Genomic DNA, 16,122 nt, shown 5'->3' with positions numbered 1-16,122 from the left:
TTCTCCAGAATTTCAGCCGGGATCCGCGGCAGGAGTCGATGCCACTCAGGCCGTCGCCCGCTCTCCGGACGCCGCCGGACCGTCGTGGATCTGCCTCAGCACCTCGATGGCGACCTCAAGGGCGCGCTTGCCATCCCGGATTCCCACCAGGGGTTGCCGCCTGTCCCGGACACAGCTGACGAAGTGGGCCAGCTCCAGCTTCAGCGGCTCGTTCTTGGGGAAGATCGGGCTCTCGAGGATCTCCATCTGTCCGTCGCTGCTGCTGACGCAGCGGTTGATCTGCACCGTCTGCGTCTCGTAGTTTACCGTGATCTGGCGCTGGCGCTCCATGATCTCCAGCTGACGCAGTTTCTTCTCCGAGACGCGGCTGACCAGGATGTGAGCCACCACTCCATTCTCGAAGGTGATCTGAGCGTCCGCGATGTCCTCGTGCTCCGTAGAGACGCAGGCCCCCGCCGCCGCGATGCGGGCGATGGGGGACGGGACCAGGGAGAGGATGATGTCGATGTCGTGGATCATCAGGTCCAGCACGACCCCCACGTCGTTGATTCGCGGCGAGAAGGGGCCGATGCGTTTGGACTCCAGGTAGATGGGCTTGTGGGCCGTCTGGGAGATGTAGCGAATCGCGCTGTTGAAGCGTTCGATGTGCCCCACCTGAAGCACCAGGTCCTTCTCCGCCGCCAGCCGCAGCAGGTCCTCTGCCTCCTCGGGGCGGGTCGTGACCGGCTTCTCGATCAGGACGTGAAGCCCCGCCTCCATCGCCCGTTTGGCGATCTCATAGTGCAGGCTCGTCGGAACCACGATGGATACGGCGTCCGGCGCCTGACGGTCGATGAGCTCCTCCAGGCTCCCGTACGCGGGGACGCCCAGGTGAGCGCCTATTGAGCGCGCCCGCTCCGGATCGTTGTCGGCGACCCCCACCAGGCGCGCGTCCAAAAGCTCCGTGTAGACCCTCGCGTGGTGCTGTCCCAGGTGCCCCACCCCAATGACGCCAAACCTCTTTATCGATTCCATAACGTCACCTTCCAGCGAGATGCAAAGTCTTTGCGCCGTCGGCGTCCCTCGATGCGCGGCAGCTGCGTCGTCTCCCGTTTATCCTTATCCCCGCTTCGGCATCCTTTGTGGCACGCCGCCGCTCCCGAAAGCGAAATTTCTTCGCCCTCGTTTCGGGCGCTTCGGGTCAGAGCAGCCGGAGGTGCAGGAACATCCGGTCCTCGCGGTCCCCTCCGCGGTAGGAGTAGCAGCGTCCGTCGGAGGCCGTATCCATCCCCGCGACGTGAATTCGCTCCTCAGGGACCCCGCACTCCGCCAGCTGCCTTCGGATCTCGCCCGCGATATCGAAATAGAAGCTCTGTCCGACCCTCTCGACGTTGTCCGGATGGAAGGTGTTGAGCCCGCGCTGCGTCCACTCCTCAAGCGTTCGGGGGTAGCTCCTGCCGGCGATGCAGGGACCGATCCACGCGGAGGCGGAGGCCGTCGCTCCCCGCCCCATCGAACGCTCGACCTCCAGAAGGCCCGATCGCGCGATGTTCTGGACCGTGCCCTTGTAGCCCGAATGGAGGATCAGCGCCCATGGGCCGTGCCGCCGCGCCCACTCCTCCGAAGGGAGCAGGAGGACCGGGGCGCAGTCCGCGAAGCGCAGGGAGGCGTCGAGGTCGCTGCGCGTCAGCAGGACGCCGTCCGCCTCCACATGCGCCGGGAGGGCGGCCTCAGGATCGGCCTTCAGAATTCGGACCCCATGCACCTGACGGGGGGCGACCAGGGGCCGCCCCTCGTCGAGGAAGTCCGGCGCGAGGCGGTCGCGGATCGCCGCGGCGCGCCCTTCCGTTCCCGCGAGCAGCGGGCCGCGCATAAAGAGGCGGGCGGAGGCGAAGGACCGGGCCGGCAGGAACTCCAGGACGTTCTGACCTCGCGGAAGGCACAGCCGAAAGTGCTCCCGGTCGGCTACGCGCTCCTCAAACACGGCGGGGCCCTCCACTCTCAAGCGCTTCCCGCAGCCTGGGCCGCACCCACCCGATCAGGTAGAGGCTGCCGCAGACGAGCACGACCTCGTTCTCCCGACGGGCCAGCAGCGCCGCCTCCAGAGGCGAGGCGAAGGACCGAGGCTCATTGCGCCAGGGAAATCCCGCCGCTGTGCTCAGCAGGTCCTGAGCCGGGAGGCACCGCTCCATGTCCGGCACCTCCGTGGCGTAGAGGGCGGGGGACAGCGCGCCGAGGAACGAGAGGCACCCCCGATAGTCCTTGTCCCGCATCGCGGCGTAAACCACGCCAAGCCTCTTGCCCCTCCAGAGCTCACGGACGCTCTCGACGAGCTTCTTCACCCCGTCCAGGTTGTGTCCTCCGTCCAGGACGACCGTCGGGTCGTGGGCGATGACCTCGAGACGTCCGGGCCAGCGGGCCTCCGCAATCCCCAGCAAAATACTCTGCTCCGTCAACCCCGGGAACCTGTCCCGAACCTGAGCGAGGGCCAGGAGCGCCAGCGAGGCGTTGGACAGCTGATAGCGCCCCGGCAGGCGGGTGCGAACGCGATCGAGGTCGAGGAGCGGGGAGCGAAAGTCGAAGGTGCAGCCCGACTCGTCCATCAGGACGTCCTCCAGCCGAACCTCCTCGGAGACGACGTGGGGCAGCGCGCCCGCTCTCCCGCAGAAGGACTTGAAGAGGGGGACCAGCGCCGGGTTGTCGCCCAGGAAACAGGCCGGAACGCCGGGCCTCACCACGGCGAACTTCTCCCCTGCGATCGCCTCCAGCGTGTCCCCCAGAAACTCCATGTGGTCCATCGAGATGGAGGTCACGACGGAACACGCGACCCGGCCCAACAGGTTCGTCGCGTCCAGCCGACCGCCCAGTCCCGCCTCGACGACCCCCACCTGCGCCCCCTCCCGCTCGGCCAGCAGGAAGGCCGCCGCCGTCACCAGTTCAAAGTAGGAGGGAGGGTCCTTCGCCAGAAGCCCGTCCTCCCGCACCGGCGCAACCGCATCCCTCACGGCGGCCAGCCACTTTTCCCCCGCAAGCGGCTCTCCGTCGATCCATAGGCGCTCCGCGGGGCTCTCCAGGTGGGGGCTGCTGTAGAAGGCGGTCCTGCAGCCCGCGGCTCGCAGCGCCGACGCCAGGAACGCGCAGGTGGACCCCTTCCCGTTGGTGCCCACGACGTGCAGGGCCGGCCATCGGTCCTGCGGGCTGCCCAGGAGACGGAGCAATCGCCCGATCCGCTCCAGGCCGGGTCGGATACCCTGAGAGGCCGCCCCGTTCAAAGTTCGCTCCATCTCCGCAAACGCTGCGGCATCTGAAGGGTTCACACGATTCATCGGACCATTCCCTCGCTTTTTGAAAAAGGACCTCCAACAAAAAAAGCTCCGGGGCTTCCATCCCCGGAGCAAGGCTGAGGCATCGCAAACTAACGTTGAGCCGGCGGGATGGCGTAGCTCTGTGGAAACCCCAGTTTCTTGAGCTGAAGGATAGCCACCTCCGCAGATCGCTTTGTACTTCCGGCCTGCACCCAAACCTTGTGAAACTTCGGGCTGGAGAACACCGTCGCCCTGTATCCGGCCTTCGTCAGTGTGGCTACGGTCTCCTGCGCCATTCCCTTCGAGGAAAAGGCTCCCACTTGAACGCGCCACACGGCCGTTCCCTGCTGAGCGGGCTTCTGAGGTGCGGGGGGCTGGGGCTTCGGCTTTTGCTGCGGAGCCGGCTTGGGCTGCTGGGGCTTTGCAGGCTCGGCATTGGCCTTCTTCTGCACCTGAGGGGGCGGAGCCTCCTTCTGTTTCACCGGCTTCACCGGCGTGCGGTCCACCTTCACCATGCCCGTTCCCGCGTCCACGGAGGAAGATGTCGTCGGGATGGGCTGAGGGGTGGAGCGGGCAGTGGTGTCGCCGTAGGGGATGACCGTAACGTCGAGGGGCAGCGGGGTTTTGGGGCTGACGGACAACTCCGCTCCCCCGTCGGCGCTGCCCGCTCCGGTCCCCGCCGTGAGGCCGGCCTGCGGCACCTCTTCCATCGGCGGGACCTCGGCGTCGGCAGAAGGGGGCGTCCCTGCCAGGAGGTCCTCCGCCTGAGGGGGAAGGGCTCCGGAGGAAAAGGCCAGGCCATTGGCAAAGAAAAGTTTTCCGGCAACCACAAGAAGGCCGATCGCCACAACCCCGACGAACGGCAGTATGATGTCCCCGAAGGAGAGGATGAACCCCTTCTTCTTGATCTCCCTATGTCTCGATCGCCTCGTGATCCTTCTCTTCAACGGTGCTGCTCCCATTCCCTGCCCCTTCCGTTACTCCCTGGGGCGCCTTCTGAAGATGGCGGGCTGGTCGTAGGGCATCTTGGGCAGGCCCCGGAACGGCGCCATCTCATCCTCGCTGGGAGACTGCAGTCTCGTCTCCTCGAAGCTCCCGCGCTCCTGCCTCCCGAAGATCGTCCTCGCGTGGGAGGGCTGCTGGGTTCCCTCGTTCCTGGCGGCCGGCTTTTCGGGCACCCGGTTGGAGGAAGGCGCCTTGCGGCTCAGGGCCCGTCCCTCCGGGAAGCCCGTCGCGATGAGGGTCACGCGGACCTTGCCGCCCATCTTCTCGTCGATGACGTGCCCCCAGATGACCTCCGCTTCGGGGTCCGCCGTCGATTTGACGACCTCCGCCGCCTTGGACATCTCCATCAGCGTGATGTCCGGCCCCGTCGTCACGTTGAAGAGGACGCCCTTCGCGCCCTCCATGGGCACCGACATCAGCGGGGACTTGATCGCGGCCCGCGCCGCCTGCTCCGCCCGATTGTCGCCGTCGCTCTCCCCGATCCCCATGATCGCCGTTCCGGCGTTGGACATCACCGTCCGCACGTCCGCGAAGTCCAGGTTGATGAAGCCCGGCTGGGTGATCAGGTCCGTCACGCCCTTAACGGCCTGGTAGAGCACCTCGTCCACCATCGCGTAGGCCTCCGTCAGGAGCATCTTTTCCGCGTTGCCCAGCTGAAGCAGCCGGTCGTTCTCCACGATCAGGAGGGCGTCCACGCATTTTTTGAGGTTCTCGATGCCGCCCTGAGCCGTCTTGAACCGCTTCTGCATCTCAAAGTTGAACGGCAGGGTGACGACGCCGACCACGAGGGCACCCGATTCCTTTGCAGCCGCAGCGATCACCGGCGCGGCTCCCGTTCCCGTGCCGCCGCCCATTCCGGCGGTCACGAAGAGCATGTGTGCGCCCTCTATGTGCTCTTTAATGCACTCCAGGGACTCCTTCGCGGCCTCCATGCCAACCTCCGGGTTCGCGCCGGCTCCCAGCCCTCCCGTCCTCTTCTCGCCGAGGATGATGTGGTTGTTCTTGGGAGCCCGGTTCAGGGCCAACGCCTTGGCATCCGTGTTGGCGGCGATGAACTCCACGCCTTCCAGGCCGGATTCAATGATGTGGTTCAGAGCGTTGCCGCCTCCGCCGCCCACTCCAATGACGATGATATTCTCCCGCTGCTTTATCGCATCGTCGGAGAGCTCAAACATCTGTCCCTGATCCATCTGCCATCCTCCCAGCTGCTTTTGCTTCGACATTCATCCGGCGCCCCGGCCTGTTGCAGGCGGCAGGAATTCTTTTCGGAAAAATAAACAAATCCCCGGCCCCGCGCCCTAAACGACATCCCGCTGTGCGGCACACTGCATCACATTCTGTTTAATTAGAGGACGAACCCGCTCGCCCTGCCACAGGAAAAATACAGAAATTCCAGGGAAGCAGGGTATTCTTCAGCGGGTATCCTTCAGCGCTTCCCTGAGATTTTAACATGGGGCTACGCCCTCCCGGAACCTTCCGGCTGCCGTTCGCTGACGCTCGCGGGCTCCCAACGTGCTTCGCGCGGCCTGATGAAGTTTCAGACACGGATGGGAAACCCTACGGTCGACCGTTCCCGACGACTTAGCCGGCGTTTTCCTAGAAGAGTTCCTTGAATTTCCTGGCGAGTCCGCCGAGAAAGCTCCTCAGATTTTCCGCCGTCGGCTCCGGCTTCTGGGCGTCCGTCATGGGGTCGTCCAGGTACTCGACCGACAGGCGAACGTCCTCGGAGTTGGGCTCGACGAAGAGGTGAGAGTAGCTGTTGCGGTAGGTGTTGTAGCGCAGGAGCCCCGCTGCACTGACGTAGGAGGTGTCCTCGCGTCCGGGCGGCATCGCGTAGATGGGGTGGGCGACGCGAACCTTCATCTGCAGGACCTCCCCCAGCATCTCCACGATGCCCGGCGTCTTGGCTACCCCACCGGACAGGACCACTCCGCCTGGGAAGAGCTGCGGGCTGCAGTCTGCAAGGGCCACCCGGACGTAGTCCATCAGGAGTTCCTCAATCCGGGCGCCGATCACCTGAATGGCCATGTCGATGTCGATGCCGTCCCGCCGAAGGGATTCGTCGTCCTCCATGAAGATGCGCTTTTTGACGTCCTCGGCATCCCGCAGGGAGACGCGAAGGACGGTGGCCAGGTCGCTCGTGATGTGTTCTCCCCCAATGGGGATGCTCATGATCTTGAAGGGACGCCCTCCGCGATAGAGGACGAGGCCCGTCGCACCGCCGCCGATGGAGAGCGAGATGCAGCCCATCTTCATCTCCTCCTCCACGACGGACCCCAGCGACGCGGCCAGGGGCTTCAGCACAAGCCCCTTCACCCGGATCCCCGCCCCCTCCTGCACGCAGGTGAGGACGTTCTGGGTGTAGGTCATCGGGACCGAAACCGTTTGAAGCATGATCTCGAGGCGCTTCCCCGTCATGTTCAGGGGCTCGTCCACGGGGCGACCGTCCAGCTCGTAGCGCACCGGAATCGTGTGGACCGAAAAGGTGTTTTTGGGGAGTTCAAGACGGCTTTGGGCAGCCTCGATCGCCCTCATGAGGTCCGCCTCCTCGACGCGCCGCGGCTCCCGTCCGTCCAGGGCCACCATTCCCTCCGTCATCACGCTGTTCACGTCCAGAGAATTGAAGGCCACGATCGCGGAGTTGATGCGCTGGTTCGTGATGTTCTCCGCCTCCCGCAGCGCCCGCTTGACGGACTGGGTCGCTTCCTTCAGGTTGACGATGACGCCCTTGGAAAGGCCGTGAGAGGGGGAGTAGCCCATACCGATCACCTGTACAGCCTCCGGGTAGCGTGGGTCCTGCTCCGCGACAATCACGGAGATCTTCGTGGTTCCCACACTAAGTCCGACTAAGGTATCCGACTCCCTTTGCAATTACTTCAAACTCCCTTCTTCTGGCCCGCCCGGCAAATCTCTCAACAGGATCTTGCCCCTGTACGTGGCATCGATCAGGTGATTTCCGCCCTCTTTCGAGAGTTTTGAAAAGAGTTCTTCAAGCCCGACGCCCAGGTCCTGCCCCTCATATTTTTCAGGCTGTATCAAGAGCTCAAAAAGCTGTTTGTTTCGCCTGAGCTTCAAGCGAAACAGGTCCGCCCCCGCCCTGCGGTCCCAGGCGATGTCCTGTACCGCACGAAACCATCCGTACCTCTGGTATTCATCCAGGAACCCGGCGAGCGCGTCCAGCGGCATCGGGAAGTCAAAGACGCCGGAGGGAGCCCGATCGCCGTCCTCCTTCAGCTGGGGCAGGTGCCACGTCGGGCCCGACCCCATATCCGCGCTGGTCATGTGCCCCTGCGCCTCCGCGACGTTCCACATGCGCCCCTCTCTTGAGACGCACCACAGCTGGTCGTACCATCGCACCTTCAGCCACGGCGTCAGCCGCTTGATCGCGGTCGCGAACCTTCCGAACCGCGGCATCGTCGTGACCACGGACACGGGCATGTCCCGCTCCAAAAACTGCTTGAGCCCCTCCGCATCCTTCAAAAAGTACGGCCAGAAGCGAAAGCAGCGAGACGGGAACACCGACCACAGCCGCTCCTCCAGAGCGGGGTCCTGAGCGTCCACCCGGTAGCCGCTCAAGGGCATCCACGCCCTGTATTCCATGAGGCGCCAGAGGCCGCCCAGGAGCAACGACATCAAAAAAACCCTCGACCAGCGCACGCCCTTTCTCCCTAGCAGGCATCCCCTGCCTCAAGCCCGATCACACGGATCTCAGGCTCCAGGCGGACCCCTGTCCTCGCAAGCACCGTCGCCTGGCAAAGCCGCATCAACGACAGAACGTCGGACGCCGTCGCGCGCCCCTCGTTCACGATAAAATTCGCGTGGCGCTCGGACACCTTCGCACCTCCGACGGCCATCCCCTTGCAGCCGCACCGATCGAGCAGGCGCCCGGCGCTCTCTCCGGGGGGGTTCTTAAAGCTGCACCCCGCGCTGCGGGCCCCGATGGGCTGCGCGCTGCGCGCTGCGCGAAAACGCGCCAGTTCCGACTCGATCCGTCCCCTCTCCGCCGGGTGAAGGAGCATCCGGCAGCCAAGGAAGACCCGTTCGTCCCGAGTCAGCGAAAAGCTGCGATAGGCAGCGACGAACTCGCCCTTCTGCCATTCCCTTGAGGAGCCGTCCCGCTCGAGGGACGTCACCGCGGTCATGAACTCCCCCACGCTTCGTCCTCCGGCTCCAACGCTGCCGGCGATGGCGCCGCCCACCGTGCCGGGGATCCCGGCGACGAACTCCAAGCCGCCAAGGCCTCGCCGCACCGCCTCGGTGAGCACGGCGGAGAGCGGATGTCCGGCCTGCGCCTCCACGATCGCTCCCCCCTCCGGCGTCCTGCGCCAGACGGCCCCGTTCCACCTTCGCATGGAGAGGACCACGCCGGGGATCACCCCATCGACAAACAGGACGTTGCTTCCCCCTCCCAGCACGTGAACCGAAACTCCAAAACGGACGCTCGTCCGGCAGATGGCCTGAAGGTCCTCGAGGCGGGAGGGCTCGACGTAGTATTCCGCGCTCCCCCCGACGCCCAGCGTGGTGAGCGGCGCCAGGGGCCTCCCTCGCTCCACGGGACAGCTTAGACTTCTCTCCAGCTCATCCGCAAACATTCCCGCTCCTCGTTCACAAAAGACATTATATCAGTCGGTCGAATCAGGGCGCAACAACCCTGCGAATTGGTGATGAACTCTCCCCCAGGTGCCGGAGGATCGTCCTGAATCCGTTATGAGTCAGCCCTTATTCCACTTCTCAATCCATCGCGTCCTTCGCCGTCTTTGCACGCCCTGCCCCGCGTACCGTCAGGTACGCCTTCGCTGCGGCCCTCAGGGAACGATTTAGTACCCCCATCGAGGAATCGCTCGCCCACGCGAAAGACGTTTCCCGCGCCCATCGTGAGCAGAAGGTCCCCATCCTGTGAGAGCGCCCGCACCGCCCTCAGCGCGTCGTCCTCGTCCCTGCAGAAGGCGATCCGCTTCCCCGCCCTCCTGAGCCTCTCGACGATCGCCTCGGCCGAGACCTGCTGTGGAGGCTCCCCCGCGCTGTAGATGGGCAGCAGGAGGATCTCGTCCGCCCCGGACAGGGCAGCCGTCAGGGGCTCGACCAGGGCTGCCGTTCGCGTGTAGCGGTGCGGCTGGTAGAGCAGCAGGATCCGCCGGTTGGGGTAGATCCCCCGAAGCGCGGACAGCGTGGCGGCGATCTCCGTCGGGTGATGGGCGTAGTCATCGATGACGGTGACCCCGCCGAGGGTTCCCTTCGTCTGAAGGCGCCGTGCCGCGCCGTGAAAGTCCTTCAGGGTCGCTGCCGCCTTCTCAAAGGGGACCCCCAGGACGTCCGCCGCAGCCAGCGCGGCCAGCGCGTTCAGGACGTTGTGCTCCCCCGAAACGGAGAGCTCGAGGGGGCCAAGGACCTTCCCCTTGCGGCACACGCTGCAGGATATCCCGCCGGTCGCCCTGGGGACGAGGTCGAAGGCCCCCCAGTCCCAGGACCTCCCCCAGCCGTAGCGCAGGAGCGGGCCCCGCAGCCCTTCAAGCATCCGCTGGGCCCCCTCGTCCTCGGCGCAGACGATGAGCGGCGCCCCCTCCTTGCGCCCCGATGCAAAGCGCGCAAAGGCCAGGATGACGTCCTCAAAGGAGGGGAAGTGGTCCACGTGGTCCCAATCGACGTTGGTGACGATGGAGACGGCGGGTCGAAAGAGCTCGAAGGAGCCGTCGCTCTCGTCCAGCTCCGCCAGGAAGAGGCGTCCCTCTCCCAGGAGGGCGTTCGTCCCCATGTCCCGCATCCGGGCCCCTACGTAGAGGGTGGGGGCGAGGCCGGCGCGGGACAGGACGAGGCTGAGCATGGAAGAGGTCGTCGTCTTTCCGTGCGTCCCGGCCACCCCAACGCCGGAAGCTGCGTTGAAGAGCCAGCTCAGCGCCCTCCCCCGCCCGGCGGTCCGCACCCCACGCGCTCTGGCGGCCTCAAGCTCATCGCAGTCCTCGTCAACGGCGCTGGAGTAGATCAAGAGCTGAGGATCGAAGCGATCGACGTGGTCGCGCGAGTGCCCCGGCAGACATTCCATCCCCAGAGCCTCCAGCTCCTGAACCGATTCGCCCCGGCTCAGGTCGCAGCCGCTGACCTGAAACCCCATCCCGGAAAGCAGCTTCGCAAGGGACGCCATCCCGGCCCCCCCCATGCCCATGAGATGGATCCTTTCCACTCCCTCAAGTTCTGTCACCATGTCAAGAACGCCTTTCTCATAAGCTTCAGAAAACGCTGATTTCTAATGCGATCGCTCAAAGCAGTCCTGCGGCCCGTGCGATCGCCATCGACGCCGCGTCCCCGTCCGCAGGGGCCGCAGCCCTGCCGCGCTCCAGAAGGTCTCCGATCACGTCCGCAAGGAGCAGGGTATCCCCCTCCTTCCAGAGGACGCCTCCCCCCGCCTCGGCGAAAGAAAGGGCGTTGCGCACCTGATGCCCGTCGGCGGCCTGCATCCAGGGGACGGCCGCCGCGGGGATTCCCCACCTCAGGGCCTCCGCCAGCGTGGAGGCCCCCGCGCGGCAGATCAGCGCATCGCAGAGCGAGTAGAGGGGGTCCACGTCCCACCGGCGGCCGACGAAGTGGATGCCCTCCCGGTCGGCTTCACCGGGGGCATCCCCCAGGAGGACGAACTCCACGGGCTCAGCCCGGCCTCCAAGGGCATCCGCCGCCCTCAGCGCTTCGCGGACCAGCGCGGCGCTACCCAGGGAGCCGCTGATGACCCCGACGACGCGGGAGCCCTCCTTCAGCGACAGGCCAAGCCGACGCTCTGCCTCCGCGCGGGGCAGACGGTGCGGCGTTCTGACGGGAACCCCCGTCAGAACGTGAGGGCCGTGAACGGCCCTGGCACTCCTCCCATCCGGAGGCGATCACCGCCCCCAGCCTGGAGGCCAGCCGCGTCACCCGGCCCGCTACGGCGTTCTGCTCGTGGAACACCACCGGTATCCCGCGGAGGCGGCAGAGCAGGAGCGGGGCGAAGGAGACGTACCCGCCAAACAGGAAAGCCGTCGTTGGGCGCACCTCGGCCAACCGGCGCGAGACCTCCCCAAAGGCGGAGACCAGGGCGAGGGAACGCCTCAGGACCTTCAGCGGGGACCGGACGCCGAGAGGGGACCCCTCCAGGGAAAGGCGGAAGGGCGTCACGCCGGCGGCGGCGTAGATCTCGGCCTCAAGAGGCCGGGAGCCAGACAGGTAGGAGACCGCCGCGCCGCAGTGCGCCTCGAGCCACCGCCCGAAGACGAGGGCCGGAAAGATATGCCCTCCCGTCCCCCCGGCGACGATCAACGCGCTCCTCGCGCTTGCTCCGTCTCCCGCGCGCATCAAACGCCAGCCTCCATCACATCTCCCGCCTCGCCCGGCGTCCCGGCGCCTCAGGGAGCTCTTCCATCCCGGCTTCCCGTCCGTTCAGCGTTCGATCGACCGCCATCAGGACGCCCACCTTTGCCCACATGAAGAGCAGCGAGCTCCCTCCGGCGCTGATGAAGGGGAGCGGGACCCCCGCCAGCGGCATCAGCTTCATCACGCCCCCCAGGTTCAGGAACATGGGACACACCACCGACGCCGTCATCCCCAGGGCGAGCAGGGAAAGAAAGGGGTCCTCACTCCGACGGTAGATCCGGTACGCCCTCCAGGTCCACAGCGCGTACAGCGCAAGGAGGAAGGCCGTCCCCAGGAGGCCGAACTCCTCCCCTATCGCGGGAAAGACGTAGTCCGTCTGCGCCTCCGGAAGGTAGCGGTCCTCCTGGAGCCCCTTTCCGATCCCCACGCCCGTAAGGCCGCCGTTGGCAAAGGCCACAAGCCCCTGAATGATCTGAAACCCTTTGCCCGTGGGGTCGGACCATGGGTCCCAAAACGCGTGAAATCGCCTCATGCGGTAGGGCGCCTGCCAGATCAGGAGCGCGATCAGGAAAAAAGCCAGGATGCCCCCCAAGATGGGGTACTTCCACCCCCGGCTCTCCACGTGCATCAGGCAACAGACCCCGATCACCACGAGTACCCCTCCCAGGTTGGGCTGCAGCATGAGGGGCAGCACCGAGAGGAAGATCACCAAAAGCGTCGGGCGCGCAAAGGCCTCAATCCCCTCCCGGCGTGACGCCGCCATCCGGTCGGCGAGGAAGATGGGCATGGTGAAGAGAAGAACCTCGAGGGGCTGAAAGTTGATGCCTGAAAGGCTGATCCAACGGCGCGCTCCGCCGGCCCGCAGCCCCAGGCCGGGGACCAGGGTGCCCCAAAGCAGCGCAAGGGAAGCCAGCCAGAAAAGCCCACAGTGTTGGCGCAACGCCTGAGGCCGAAGCATGGTGCAGCAGGCCATGGCCGTCATGCCAAGGCCCAGAAACTGAAACTGCTTCAACGGAAGGGCGTAGGGGTTGCCGCCCGTCATGCTGTTGCGCAGGGAGAGGGAGGCGATCATCACCAGCCCGCAGAGGCTCAGGATCATGGGGATGCTCCAGATCAGGAACGCCCCCCTCCGCCAGAGCCCCTTCCCGTCGTCGTTCGGCCTCAATTCGGCTCCTGCAGGCCGCGGACGATGGAGCAGAAGTGGTCGCCCCTCTGCCCGTAGTTCTCGTACATGTCCCAGCTGGTGCAGGCGGGGGACAGCAGGACCGTCATCCCCGGACGGGCCAGGGTCTGGGCCTTTCTGACGGCATCCTCCATGTCCTGCGCCAGGGTCACCGCCGTGAAGCCCGCTCCCCTCAGCGCCCCAGCGATCGCATCCCGCTCCTCCCCCAACAGGACGGCGGCGTCCGCTTCCCGCAGGACGCCCTCCGCAAGCGCCGCATAATCCTCCCCCTTCCCGCGGCCCCCCAGGATGACGACCTTGCGGCCGGGGAGAGCGGTCATGGCCGTCACCGAGGCGGCGACGTTCGTCCCCTTGGAGTCATCCACGTACAGGACACCGTCGACGGTCCCGGCCCGTTCGCAGCGGTGGGGCAGCGGGAAGAATCCCTTCAGAAGCGTCTTTGCGTCCTCATCCAGGCCGAGGAGGCGGAGGGCGGCCACGCTCATGGCCACGTTCTCCAGGTTGTGGGCCCCCAGAAGCGTGGTCTCCGAGTAGCGAAAGAGCGGTGTCATCTCCCCGTTCAGGCGCAGCGTCGCCTCCTCCTCCCCCATGAAGATGTGGCCCGCCATCCCGTGCTTCGGCCTCTCCTCCCAGCTCAGGGTGATGACGCGCTCCTCCCCGCCGGCCTTCAGGGCCTCCACGTCGCGATCCTGCACGATCCCCCACCCGGAAGGGGCGCGCAGCGACAGGATTTTCGCCTTCGCCGCGACGTAGGCCTCGTAGCTGCCGTGCCAGTTGAGGTGGTCCGGGGCAAGGTTGGTGACGATGGAGACGCAGGAGGAAAGCGTGTGGGTCCACTCCAGCTGAAAGCTGCTGAGCTCCAGGACCACGGCGTCGAACTCCCTGCCCGCAAAGACCGACGCCGCCCTGCCCAGGTTCCCCCCGACGGCGACGTTGCGGTGCGCAGCGTTCAACATGTGCCCGATCAGGGCGGTTACGGTGCTCTTGCCGTTGCTCCCCGTGACGCCGATCAGCCTTCCGCGGAGCTGCGGGATCACGAAGTCCAGCTCTCCAATGAGGGGCGTCCCGCGCTTCCGGGCCGACAGGACCACCTCGGAGGTCGGCGGGATGCCGGAGCTGAGCAGCATGGCGTCCGCCTCAAAGGCCCGCCCCGTGTGTCCGTTCTCCTCCCAGGTGATCCCGTTCCGCGAAAAGAGCTCCGCGACCTCCGCGGACACCCCCTTTTGTTCCGTCACAAAGACCCGCGCTCCGATGCGGGCGGCCAGCAACGCAAGCTCCCGCCCGCTCACCCCGGCGCCCACGACCGTCAGGCGCTTACCCTTCCAATTGGAAAAATCCCGTACCTTATCGTCCATCACGGCAGAAAATTCACCTCTCGTCCGCCGCGCCGGCGGCGCGGCATCAAAAACGATCGAACCCGCTCTCCTTTTGGGAACCCCTCCGGGGCGGCTCGCTTACAAACCCTGCCGGCAACCGCTCAGCCCTCGCCCCCAACGCAGAGCAGAAGCAGCGAAAGCCACGCGGCTCCGACGGCCTGAACGAGCCAGAAGCGTGCCGTCACCAGGCTCTCGTCCCAGCCCATCCGCTGAAAATGGTGATGGAGAGGCGCCATCAGAAATACGCGCCGGTTCAGCTTGCGGATCGTGAAGATCTGAATGGCCGACGTGAGCATCTCGATCCCGAACAGGAACCCCACCGGGATCAGGGCCAGCAGCCGACCGTTCGTCACGCAGAGCCCGGCCAGAGCGCCTCCGAGAAAGTGTGCCCCCGTGTCCCCCATGAACGTGCGCGCCGGGCGCAGGTTGAAAAACATGAAGCCGGCGGTCATGAAGAACAGCATGGACACCGTCGTGACGTTGAACTCGGACGCCGGGATCAGAAAGGGCAGGGCCGTCAGGGAGATCATCGCGCACCCTCCCGCCAGGCCGTCGAGGCCATCCGTTATGTTGACCGCGTTCAGCATCCCCACGCACCCGATGAAGGTCAGGGGAGCCAGGAGCGGCCAACCGAGCTCAAGCCCCGGCCAAAGGCCCGCGCGTCCCTTCAGAAAGACCAGCAGGACCCAAAGGCCGCAGACGACGAGCTGCACCTTGAGCTTCGTCAGGCTGCGCAGGCCCTCACTGGAACGGCTGAAGAACTTCAGCCCGTCGTCCAGGAGCCCGATAAAACCTCCCGCCAACGGAAGGGACCAGAAGGTCAGCGACTCGCCGCTCCAAGTCGAAGCCAGGCCCAGCAGGGCCAGCACCAGGAACACCGCGCCGCCCATCGACGGCGTAGCGGCCTTGACCTCCACGTCGATGCCCACCCCGTAGCTCTTCTGCGCCTGCGTCAGGCTCACGCGCCGTTGAACGCGAAGCCAGACGTACTGCAGAACGAGGCTGAGGCAGAAGAAGGCCGCACCCCACAGGGTCGCCCGCTTCATGAGGCGGCTCCCCCACGTTCCGCAACGAGGCCGCGCACCACGTTCTGAAGGCCGAGGCTGTTCGACCCCTTGACCAGGAGGCCGGTCCACGACGTCCCCTCGGCGATCTCGAGCGCCTCTCCCCAGTCCCGCACGAAGGCGAGCCCCGGACGCTCCGGCACCGCGCTCCTCCAGGCGTCCCCCACCAGGACCACGCTCTGCAACCCGTTCAATAGGGGCTCCAGCTCACGGTGATAGCGGAGCGTTTCCCGTCCCATCTCCCGCATCTCTCCCAGGATCGCCATCTTTCCCTCGACCTGCAGTTTCACAAAGGTCGCCAGGGACGCCCGCATCGACTCGGGGTTCGCGTTGTAGGCATCGTCCACCAAAAACCTCCTGCCGCCGTCCAGCGACAGGATCCTGCCCCGTCCATCGAGGGGCTGAAAGCCCCTCAACGCCTCCGCACACTCCGCGAGCCCAATCCCCTTGAGCTCACCGAACGCCGCGGCGAAGGCGAGGGGCAGGGCGAGGTGCGTCCCCCACACCCCGGCGCTGAAGCGCGCCGTCGCCCCGTCCCGGCTTCTGAGGCGAAAGGTGAGCTCAGGCCGATTGCCCCGCATCTCAAAGCGTGGGGCTTCAATGCGGCAATCGGCTCCGTCGCTTCCTATCGAGAGCGTCTCCGCCTTCCCCCCCATGCTCAGCGCCGCGTTGCGCAGGGGGAGGCAGTCGAAGTTGTAGAGGAGACGCCTCAGCCGCGGGGAGCGGACGATCTCCATTTTACCCCTAAGCACCCCTTCCAGGGAACCGAATCCCTCGAGGTGAACGGGAGCCACCTGAGTGATCGCGGCCGAGGTCGGCGGGAAGAGGTTCGTCAGTTCCAATATCTCCCCCGGCTTGTTGGCTCCAAACTCCAG

The 16,122-nt window shown here is 65.9% G+C and carries 15 protein-coding genes; all 15 read right to left on the bottom strand.

Features of this window, described 5'->3' with window-relative positions:
• Positions 1-45: 45 nt before the first annotated feature.
• Positions 46-1,014, bottom strand: a complete 969-nt coding sequence (locus SY1_RS07390) for a Gfo/Idh/MocA family protein (RefSeq protein ID WP_015556643.1) — start codon at positions 1,012-1,014, stop codon at positions 46-48.
• A 166-nt stretch (positions 1,015-1,180) separates the two neighbouring features.
• Entirely contained in the window at positions 1,181-1,963 is a 783-nt protein-coding gene (locus SY1_RS07385; protein ID WP_208873286.1) for a purine nucleoside phosphorylase YfiH/LACC1 family protein, read from the bottom strand.
• A complete protein-coding gene (locus SY1_RS07380; protein ID WP_208873284.1) occupies positions 1,956-3,305 on the bottom strand; it encodes a bifunctional folylpolyglutamate synthase/dihydrofolate synthase in 1,350 nt (449 codons plus the stop codon). The genes SY1_RS07385 and SY1_RS07380 overlap by 8 nt, the downstream gene beginning before the upstream one ends.
• Before the next feature lie 89 nt (positions 3,306-3,394).
• Positions 3,395-4,231 carry an SPOR domain-containing protein gene (locus tag SY1_RS07375; protein WP_208873282.1) on the bottom strand — a complete coding sequence of 279 codons (837 nt, stop codon included), beginning with the start codon at positions 4,229-4,231 and terminating at the stop codon, positions 3,395-3,397.
• Positions 4,232-4,261: 30 nt separating this feature from the next.
• A complete protein-coding gene (ftsZ, locus tag SY1_RS07370; RefSeq protein WP_243440627.1) occupies positions 4,262-5,512 on the bottom strand; it encodes a cell division protein FtsZ in 1,251 nt (416 codons plus the stop codon).
• A 373-nt stretch (positions 5,513-5,885) separates the two neighbouring features.
• Positions 5,886-7,160: a cell division protein FtsA gene (ftsA, locus tag SY1_RS07365; RefSeq protein ID WP_279369729.1), complete on the bottom strand. Its 1,275-nt coding sequence runs from the start codon at positions 7,158-7,160 to the stop codon at positions 5,886-5,888.
• Complete coding sequence (locus SY1_RS07360) at positions 7,161-7,922, bottom strand: hypothetical protein (RefSeq protein WP_015556640.1); 762 nt, start codon at positions 7,920-7,922, stop codon at positions 7,161-7,163.
• Between the two features lie 35 nt (positions 7,923-7,957).
• Entirely contained in the window at positions 7,958-8,881 is a 924-nt protein-coding gene (gene murB / locus SY1_RS07355) for a UDP-N-acetylmuramate dehydrogenase (RefSeq protein ID WP_208873278.1), read from the bottom strand.
• Positions 8,882-8,994: 113 nt separating this feature from the next.
• The gene (murC, locus tag SY1_RS07350; protein WP_243440626.1) at positions 8,995-10,467 is read right to left on the bottom strand and encodes a UDP-N-acetylmuramate--L-alanine ligase; all 1,473 of its coding nucleotides are present in this window, start codon (positions 10,465-10,467) and stop codon (positions 8,995-8,997) included.
• A gap of 76 nt (positions 10,468-10,543) precedes the next feature.
• Positions 10,544-10,963, bottom strand: coding sequence for a glycosyltransferase (locus SY1_RS07345; protein WP_243440720.1), 420 nt, complete (start codon positions 10,961-10,963; stop codon positions 10,544-10,546).
• A gap of 22 nt (positions 10,964-10,985) precedes the next feature.
• A complete protein-coding gene (locus SY1_RS07340; protein ID WP_015556638.1) occupies positions 10,986-11,606 on the bottom strand; it encodes a UDP-N-acetylglucosamine--N-acetylmuramyl-(pentapeptide) pyrophosphoryl-undecaprenol N-acetylglucosamine transferase in 621 nt (206 codons plus the stop codon).
• A gap of 16 nt (positions 11,607-11,622) precedes the next feature.
• Positions 11,623-12,789, bottom strand: coding sequence for an FtsW/RodA/SpoVE family cell cycle protein (locus tag SY1_RS07335; RefSeq protein ID WP_208873276.1), 1,167 nt, complete (start codon positions 12,787-12,789; stop codon positions 11,623-11,625).
• Positions 12,786-14,162: a UDP-N-acetylmuramoyl-L-alanine--D-glutamate ligase gene (gene murD / locus SY1_RS07330; RefSeq protein ID WP_015556637.1), complete on the bottom strand. Its 1,377-nt coding sequence runs from the start codon at positions 14,160-14,162 to the stop codon at positions 12,786-12,788. The genes SY1_RS07335 and murD overlap by 4 nt, the downstream gene beginning before the upstream one ends.
• A gap of 122 nt (positions 14,163-14,284) precedes the next feature.
• Positions 14,285-15,229 (bottom strand): MraY family glycosyltransferase, encoded by a 945-nt coding sequence (locus SY1_RS07325; RefSeq protein ID WP_015556636.1) that lies wholly within the window; start codon positions 15,227-15,229, stop codon positions 14,285-14,287.
• Positions 15,226-16,122: glutamate ligase domain-containing protein (locus tag SY1_RS07320; RefSeq protein ID WP_243440625.1), on the bottom strand; the 897-nt coding region annotated here is incomplete at its 5' end. The genes SY1_RS07320 and SY1_RS07325, both read right to left, overlap by 4 nt.

This window comes from Fretibacterium fastidiosum, assembly GCF_000210715.1.
Lineage (GTDB): Bacteria > Synergistota > Synergistia > Synergistales > Aminobacteriaceae > Fretibacterium > Fretibacterium fastidiosum.
The sequence above is the reverse complement of the archived record's forward strand: the minus strand, read 5'-3'. Positions and strand labels throughout refer to the sequence as shown.

Excerpts from the sequence above, each read along its gene's own strand:
- murB (WP_208873278.1), bottom strand. The coding sequence starts at position 8,881 with ATGTTTGCGGATGAGCTGGAGAGAAGTCTAAGCTGTCCCGTGGAGCGA.
- ftsZ (WP_243440627.1), bottom strand. The coding sequence starts at position 5,512 with ATGTCGAAGCAAAAGCAGCTGGGAGGATGGCAGATGGATCAGGGACAG.
- SY1_RS07325 (WP_015556636.1), bottom strand. The coding sequence starts at position 15,229 with ATGAAGCGGGCGACCCTGTGGGGTGCGGCCTTCTTCTGCCTCAGCCTC.
- murD (WP_015556637.1), bottom strand. The coding sequence starts at position 14,162 with ATGGACGATAAGGTACGGGATTTTTCCAATTGGAAGGGTAAGCGCCTG.
- SY1_RS07390 (WP_015556643.1), bottom strand. The coding sequence starts at position 1,014 with ATGGAATCGATAAAGAGGTTTGGCGTCATTGGGGTGGGGCACCTGGGA.
- SY1_RS07360 (WP_015556640.1), bottom strand. The coding sequence starts at position 7,922 with ATGTCGTTGCTCCTGGGCGGCCTCTGGCGCCTCATGGAATACAGGGCG.
- SY1_RS07380 (WP_208873284.1), bottom strand. The coding sequence starts at position 3,305 with ATGAATCGTGTGAACCCTTCAGATGCCGCAGCGTTTGCGGAGATGGAG.
- SY1_RS07340 (WP_015556638.1), bottom strand. The coding sequence starts at position 11,606 with ATGCGCGCGGGAGACGGAGCAAGCGCGAGGAGCGCGTTGATCGTCGCC.